We start from the raw sequence: 7192 nt of genomic DNA, 5'->3' as shown, positions 1-7192 counted from the left end.
GTAACGCCGGCCGCTGGCCGGCAATTTCCCAATTGGGATGGTCGTGCAGCCGGCCAGCGGCCGGCTCTACCAGATCTGGGGACGGTCGCAGGTAGTGGGTGGCGGTAGTGCCGGCCGCTGGCCGGCAACCTCGAGATCGCGCACGGGTGCAGCCGGCCAGCGGCCGGCCCTACCTCACCTTGGGCTCAACGCAGTGCCAGATCCACGGCGATGCCGGCAAACAGCGCGGCACCCACCCAGTTGTTGTGCAGGAACGCCTTGAAGCACGGGCCGCGCTCGCGGTTGCGGCAGATCCAGAACTCGTACACCACCAGCGCGGTGGCCACGGCCACGCCGGCCAGATAGTACCCACCCAACCCGCCACGCACGCCGACCAGCGCCATGGTGGCCAGGAACAGCGCGTACAGCACGCCCTGGATGACCAGATCGAGATCACCGAACAGGATCGCGGTGGAGTGCGAGCCCATCTTCAGGTCGTCCTCGCGGTCGACCATGGCGTACCAGGTGTCGTAGGCGGTGGACCACAGGATGTTGCCGGCGTACAGCAGCCAGCCCAGCATCGGCACCTCGCCCTGCACGGCGGCGAAGGCCATCGGGATGCCCCAGCCGAATGACATGCCCAGGTAGACCTGTGGCAGGTGGGTGTAGCGCTTCAGGTACGGGTAGCTGGCGGCCAGGAACACGCCGATGAAACTCAGGCCGATGGTCAGCCCGTTCAGGGTCAGCACCAGGCCGAACGCCACCAGCATCAGCACCGCGAACAGAGCGAGCGCGGCGCGGCCGCTGATTGCGCCGGTGGCCAGCGGACGCGCCTTGGTGCGTTCCACGTGCGGGTCGAGCCAGCGGTCGGCGTAGTCGTTGATGACGCAACCGGCCGAGCGGGTCAGCCACACGCCGGCGGTGAACACGAACAGCGTCCACAGCGGCGGCAGGCCGCCGGCAGCCAGCCACAACGCCCACCAGGTGGGCCACAGCAGCAGCAACGTGCCGATCGGGCGATCAGCACGCATCAGACTCCAGTAATGCCGCCAACGCGGCGTCGCCGGCGACTGCGGCGAAGTGAGGGGGGTATCAGCCATGGCGATAGGATACTCCTGCCCCTCCGGCAGGGCTTTGCCGGTGGGGGGAGATTTGTTCGACGAAACTGGATAGAATGCCGGTCCCGCACCGCCTCATGGCGCTGCGACGCCCGCCCCGGCACTGGCCGACGGCGCGGCGGTTCTACAACGCGCCCGTAGCTCAGCCGGATAGAGTAGTGGCTTCCGAAGCCATTGGTCGGGGGTTCGAATCCCTCCGGGCGCGCCATTTTTCCTTCATTGCCTGTACGCAGCGTCCCAACCGGGCGATGCTGCGAAGTCGCAAGGAATCCGGCTCGCCGCCAGGAATGTCAGGGAATGAACGTTGCCGAGCGATGTTCGCAACCGGCAGCGTCCTGTACCACGATGGAGTAATTCGCGCCCGCGCTGGATGCGCCGGGCAGGAACAGGCCATCACCATCGAACAGAACGCTCTGCTGTTCATCCTGCCCGATCGACACCCCGATCGCTCCCGGTGTGATTTCCTCAAGGATCACGTTGTAAGGCCGCCAGGCATCTTCGCCTGTGCGCCTCATCTCTGCGCGAGCGGTCCTTGAGTTCAACCTGCGTCTCTCATCCACCCACAGCTGAAGCGGCTGACCAGCGTTGTGGCTGACCTGGAAGCGCCCATAGGTCAGCCCGTCGATGCTCTCGGTGCCGATGTAAGTGAATTGGGCCGGCTGACACTTCGTCGTGCGGTTCGGATGCGCCGCACAGGATGTCAGTGCGGCCGCGAGGCAAAAGGCAGTCAGGCGCTTCATGGGTTCGAGGCCTGATGTGGGTGGTTGTCGCGGCGGAATGCGGCGGTGAGGGCAACCAGCACTACGCCCCAGAGCGGCGTGAGCAGCACGACGCTGATCACCGTCAGCGAAACCGGTACCTGCCAGAGCAGCGATGGCCTGAATCCGCTGAATCTGTAGGCTTCCAGTACAAGTACCACGACCTGGGCCAGAAGGCCCGCGAGCAGCCCCAAGCCAGCCCCCTTGGCAAGCCGCCTGAACGTCAGGCGGCCAGCGGCGGGAACCCGTGCGCCAATTCCCAGCAACAGAAGGCTGACGGCATACAGCCAGAAGAAAACCTGATGTGAGTCGAAGGCGTAAAGCGCCCTGCCCACAAAGTGCAGGAACAGCCAGAGTGCTCCACACGACACCGCGTAGGCCAGCCCGTACCGAAGAATCTGCCTCGCTTTCATCTTGTACCTCTCCGAGGCGTGCAGGCCGATCGCGTTCTGTTGTGGAGGAGCGCGGGAGCTCATGCACCTTGCCTCCTGCTTGGCGGCCTACTCACGCAGCCCATCGCGCAGCGCTCGAGAGTACCTGCCTGCCCGAGTCACTGTCGACACCGAACCGGGAAAGCAGTTCGCTGAGTACAAGATCCATGATGTTCATCTAGCTGCACGCACGGTAGAGCCCATTGCGTTGGCCCGATGGTGATCCGTCCTGTAATCCATCCCTGCGTCAGCTCCCTGCCGGCCTACATGCCCCGCAACCTGCCCCAGCTCAAGCCAAGCGGTGCGTCCGCCGTGGGGTGATGCCCTCAATCGATCAATGCGCCACAACGGCCAATCGCTCCGCACCCACCATGGATTCGCATGAAAAAGAACAGCCCGTCCCCATCTGGCCTAGCGGTCTACTGTTACGCCTGTGATCGATAGCTCGATCGTCCCGGGAAGCTCTGCTCAAGAGTCATGATTTGACAGGAATCAACCGGCCTTCCCAAGCGCCCTCTACTAGAAGTGCAATCTTCTGCGCCGACAGAGGCCTCAATGAAGACCACGGTGTCGCCAAGCCGCTCAACAGCTGCAATCTATGCCCCCGCCCGCAAACACACCAACAGAGCGCTCGCAAATGAAATTCCCACTTCCCTATTCCCACCTCAGACCCACACACATAAGAATCTTCAAAGCGCTCCTGAACACCCTCCGAAGAACTTGGCAGGCCTCTTACTCAGGCTCACAGCAACCACTCGATGCACTTGCTCCCCACAACTTCCCATTACCCCGTACAAGATGAGAATTCCATTGTCATTTATGTAGCCGACAAAACTCCCGCCTCCTGCACCCGAGGCCGCTCTGACGAGATAAACAGTCTCCCCCTCTGCCGGCACTAACCCATTCAACTGTAGTGGCGCGAATTTCTCAGCAGCATCCGATGCTTGGATGATGCTCAAGTTCTGATCGAGCATCCACTGAGCAATCGATTTTTCGCTCTGCGGATTCAAGGTGGCCAAGCGGTCACTTCGAAGTGTCGTCGAGTTCCCAGGAATGATCTCATCCGATGAAAAGTCCACCCAATCTGAGTTCCATTCAATGTGTTTGATCTGGCTAGTGCCACAGCCTCCGAGCAATGGAAGAAGGAGCGCAGCCACGCGTAGACTCACCATCATTTGCACCCCAACCGCTTCTTGATAGCGTCCCGAACCCTATCGTCTGGAACGCCAAGATGCTCTGCCATGATGTTTCCCTCCCACCCCGGAACGGGCTTGGTAGAACGAGACGGCGCCTGCGACACCACATCGTACATATCAAAACGACCATCGTACTTGAATTTCATCAAATGCCCTGCTTCGTGCGCAGCCGTCCACTCAGTGTTTCCTGCATACCATTTACCGACACTGCCTCCAGTTACGGCCCCCCCCCTCCCCAGCGGAACCTCAACACGGTTTAACCGACCTTTCTCCGGCTGGCTGACAGTCACTGTAAATCCGGGCGCAGACCAGGTCGATTCAATTGCATTTATCATTTTACTCAAAGTCTCAGGAGTAGCTCCCTCAGCACTGAAGCGAATAGGGATGTCGATATGAACTCCACCATCCACGCAAATGCAATTGGCCAGCAGTCCGAGCGGATCAACCGCCTGCACTGGATCAGCTGATACATAGGAGAAGGTAGATACCCCCCGTCGAATCCCATCGGATCACTCTGCGAATAGCGCCCCGCTGCCGGGTCATACTCCCGCTGGTAGTTGTAGAACAACCCACTCGCATCCGTGGCCTGCTGGCCCGGGAATCGTAGCGCCAGCTCGAACGCCACACCATCGCCATCCGGATCAGCACTCGGAATCTGGTTACCGAACACCTCACTCTTGTTGCTCCACTCCCAGATCGCGACGTCCCGTACCGGATCGATCACCACGCGCGGCGTGCCCAGATGATCTGGTTGGACGTAGGCAAGTTCCGGCACGCCGGTGCCCGGCACGTTGATCAGCGCCACCGGGTAGTTATCCAGCCAGATGGCCTGCTGCTGCGCCTGCCCCGTGGCCGAGTAGTTGCCCAGCCACTGCCCTGCTTCGTTATACAGGGTGATCTGAGCTGCGCCACCGGCTGGAGTACGCAGCACGCGCTCGCCGCGATGGTTGTAACCGTAGCTTTCCAGCACGGCATCGCCCTGCTTCACCGCGTTCATGCGGTTGGCATCGTTGTAGGTGAACGCCTTGCTACCGATGCTGTTGGTGTTGCCCGCTGCATCATGGTTGCGCGCTTCGCCATCCACGGCGGCAAGGCGATGGCTGGTTGCGGGATAGGTGTAGCTGGCAGTGCCCGCCGAAGTGGTCAGCGAAGCGCGATTACCGGTGGCGTCATACGCGTAGGTTTCGATCGGCGTGCCAGTCGCGCCGTCCTGGGTCTGGGTCAGGCGGCCCAGCGTGTCGCAATCGTAATTGGCCCGCGGGACAGAGCATAGCGCAATGGCTTCAGACCAACGGAAGAGGATCAGCGCATAATCCAGATCACGATCAGGGGAATCAGCGATATGAGATACACAAGGAACGAGAACCAGAACACCAAGAGGAACAACTTGCGCACTCCTGATGCGCCGTTATGAACCCGCTTCCATCCGCAGATCGGATACTTGGTTAAGAAATGATCTCGCTCCAGGATCGCAGGTCTGCCAAGGGTGTCCCACAGTTCAGGGGAATTTCTCCTTAACTCCCAAACCAGAAAAATTCGCGAAACGAAAGCTATCAACAACGTTGCGATAGCGAGCATGCAAAGGGCTTCAAAAACTGATTCTAATGACATTCGCAGTCGCTCCAGGTAACTCCATTCCCCATGAATCTGCTTCGCCCAATCAGGTAGCTCGCCGAGGCATCCCACCCCCCCTGGCCCCCAATTCCAAATGAAGATACATCGCCAATCCTCAGGGTTGACAGAGAGCCCCCCCCCCACCGGCCGCTGCTCCCAACGAAAGAATGGAAGAAGCTCCGAGCAATTCGCTTGGATCGACATACATCAGGTTGCCTCCAGTGAGAGTGACATTAGAGACGGTGACGGAGATGGGAGATCCAGTGCCGACGCCAACCCCAGCAAAGCCGAGTTCGACGGACGCCTGACGGCCATTGAGACATTCGGACGTAAGGGTCAGTCTTGCACCACCCACACCACCTACAATCCCTACGCCAGTGCCCGCAAACGTCATGGTTCCAGTCCATGTCGCCAATCCGAGCGGGTCCGCTTTAGCCTGTGGAGTGAGATCCGCGTAACTGAAGGTTGAGATTCCCCCATCCAACCCAATTGGATCACTCTGCGAATACCGCCCCACCGCCGGGTCGTACTCGCGCTGGTAGTTGTAGAACAACCCACTCGAATCCGTCGCCTGCTGGCCGGGGAAGCGCAACGCCAGCTCGAACGCCACACCATCGCCATCGGGATCGGCACTCGGAATCTGGTTGCCGAACACCTCACTCTTGTTGCTCCACTCCCAGATCGAGACATTCCGTACCGGATCGATCACCACGCGCGGTGTGCCCAGATGATCCGGCTGCACGTAGGCCAGTTCAGGCACGCCGGTGGCCGGCACATTGATCAGCGCTACCGGATAGTTGTCCAGCCAGATGGCCTGCCGCTGCGCCTGGCCCGTGGCCGAGTAGTTGCCCAGCCATTGCCCTGCTTCGTCATACAGGGTGATCTGAGCAGCGCCACCGGCCGGGCTGCGCAGCACGCGCTCGCCGCGATGGTTGTAACCGTAGCTCTCCAGTGCGGCATTACCCTGCTTCACCGCGTTCATGCGATTGGCATCGCTGTAGGTGAACGTCTTGCTGCCGATGCTGGTGGTGTTGCCCGCCGCGTCATGGTTGCGCGCTTCGCCGTCCACGGCGGTCAGCCGGTGGCTGGTTGCGGGATAGGTGTAGCTGGCAGTGCCCGCCGAAGTGGTCAGCGCGGTGCGATTGCCGGTGGCGTCATACGCATAGGTTTCAATCGGCGTGCCAGTCGCGCCGTCCTGGGTCTGGGTCAGGCGACCCAGCGCGTCGTAGGCGTACTTGGCGAGTACCGTTGAGCCTGTGCCGTTCTTCAGCTCGGTGATCGAACCGACCGGGTCATAGCCGTAGCCCAGCGACAGGCCGCCCGCGGCCGGGTCGTGCACCGCTTGCGGTCGATAGTCCAGGTCCAACGGACGCTGCAGCTGGCGGCCATTGCCGTAGGTCCAGCCTGTCGCCGGACCGAAGGCCGCGTAGGTCACGTTGTTCACCACGATCTGGCGCGCCTGGCCGGGCCGGGTCAGGCCGATCTGGCTGATGCGGCCCTGGATATCACGCACGTAGTCGGCCACGCTGCCGTCGGGGTAGGTCAACGCAGTCAGACGGCCCGACTTGCTGTAGGCGTAGCGCAGCGTGCTGGCGACACCATTGATCGTCTGCACTTTACGGGTGACCTGGCCGAAGCGGTCGTGGCAGTACTGGGTGCTGCCATTGGCATGCAGCACCTGCCCCAGGCGTCCCTTGGCAAAGCGCTCGTCGGTGGCACAGGCAGTCGGTGCCACGTCATAGCTGTAGCCCACGTCCAGATTGGGGTCTGGATAGGCAATGCCGATCAGGCGGTTGAGCGCATCGTAGTGATAGGTGGCGGTGACGCCGCGTGCATCGGTGGCCGTCTTGCGGTTGCCGGCGGCGTCCACGGTGAAGCTGCTGGCGCCACTGTCCGGGCTGACCTGCCCAGTCAGGTCACCGAACCCGTTGTAGGCATAGGTCGTATGCAGGCCTTTCGGGTCGGTGACCTGGGTGACCTGGTCCAGCGCGTTGTACTGGCTGCGGATCTCCGCCGCCACGCCGCCGACATCCTGCAGGGTCTGCGCCAGTCGGTTGAGCGGATCGTACTGCTGGCTGGTCACGCGCTGCAGGGCG

General features: G+C 61.6%; 7 protein-coding genes, 1 tRNA gene and 1 pseudogene. 1 reads left to right on the top strand and 8 read right to left on the bottom strand.

Going from position 1 to position 7192, the window contains the following annotated elements; translation table 11 throughout:
* Positions 1 to 185: 185 nt before the first annotated feature.
* Positions 186 to 1079, bottom strand: coding sequence for a 4-hydroxybenzoate octaprenyltransferase (ubiA, locus tag AC5P5R_RS22020; RefSeq protein WP_005411493.1), 894 nt, complete (start codon positions 1077 to 1079; stop codon positions 186 to 188).
* 149 nt (positions 1080 to 1228) lie between these two features.
* Here ubiA and AC5P5R_RS22015 point away from each other — a divergent pair.
* Positions 1229 to 1305: transfer RNA gene (locus AC5P5R_RS22015), tRNA-Arg, on the top strand.
* A gap of 82 nt (positions 1306 to 1387) precedes the next feature.
* Here AC5P5R_RS22015 and AC5P5R_RS22010 read toward each other — a convergent pair.
* From AC5P5R_RS22010 to AC5P5R_RS21980, 7 genes and pseudogenes are all read right to left on the bottom strand, one after another.
* Complete coding sequence (locus tag AC5P5R_RS22010) at positions 1388 to 1837, bottom strand: hypothetical protein (RefSeq protein WP_043034236.1); 450 nt, start codon at positions 1835 to 1837, stop codon at positions 1388 to 1390.
* On the bottom strand, positions 1834 to 2331 hold the full coding sequence (locus tag AC5P5R_RS22005; RefSeq protein ID WP_224119306.1) for a hypothetical protein: 498 nt from the start codon (positions 2329 to 2331) through the stop codon (positions 1834 to 1836). Before AC5P5R_RS22005 ends, AC5P5R_RS22010 begins: the two co-directional genes overlap by 4 nt.
* A gap of 644 nt (positions 2332 to 2975) precedes the next feature.
* A complete protein-coding gene (locus AC5P5R_RS22000) occupies positions 2976 to 3443 on the bottom strand; it encodes a hypothetical protein (protein WP_224119307.1) in 468 nt (155 codons plus the stop codon).
* Positions 3444 to 3457: 14 nt separating this feature from the next.
* Complete coding sequence (locus tag AC5P5R_RS21995) at positions 3458 to 3628, bottom strand: hypothetical protein (RefSeq protein ID WP_154329644.1); 171 nt, start codon at positions 3626 to 3628, stop codon at positions 3458 to 3460.
* 282 nt (positions 3629 to 3910) lie between these two features.
* Positions 3911 to 4737 (bottom strand): annotated as a pseudogene (locus tag AC5P5R_RS21990) (RHS repeat-associated core domain-containing protein); the annotation flags it as partial.
* A gap of 47 nt (positions 4738 to 4784) precedes the next feature.
* The gene (locus AC5P5R_RS21985) at positions 4785 to 5093 is read right to left on the bottom strand and encodes a hypothetical protein (protein WP_012481520.1); all 309 of its coding nucleotides are present in this window, start codon (positions 5091 to 5093) and stop codon (positions 4785 to 4787) included.
* 118 nt (positions 5094 to 5211) lie between these two features.
* The coding region (locus tag AC5P5R_RS21980) for an RHS repeat-associated core domain-containing protein (RefSeq protein WP_495226445.1) at positions 5212 to 7192 on the bottom strand (1981 nt) is incomplete at its 5' end.

This window comes from Stenotrophomonas sp. YJH_SMC_19 (assembly GCF_059367915.1).
Note: the sequence above shows the minus strand (reverse complement) of the source record. Positions and strands in the feature narration are given on the sequence as shown.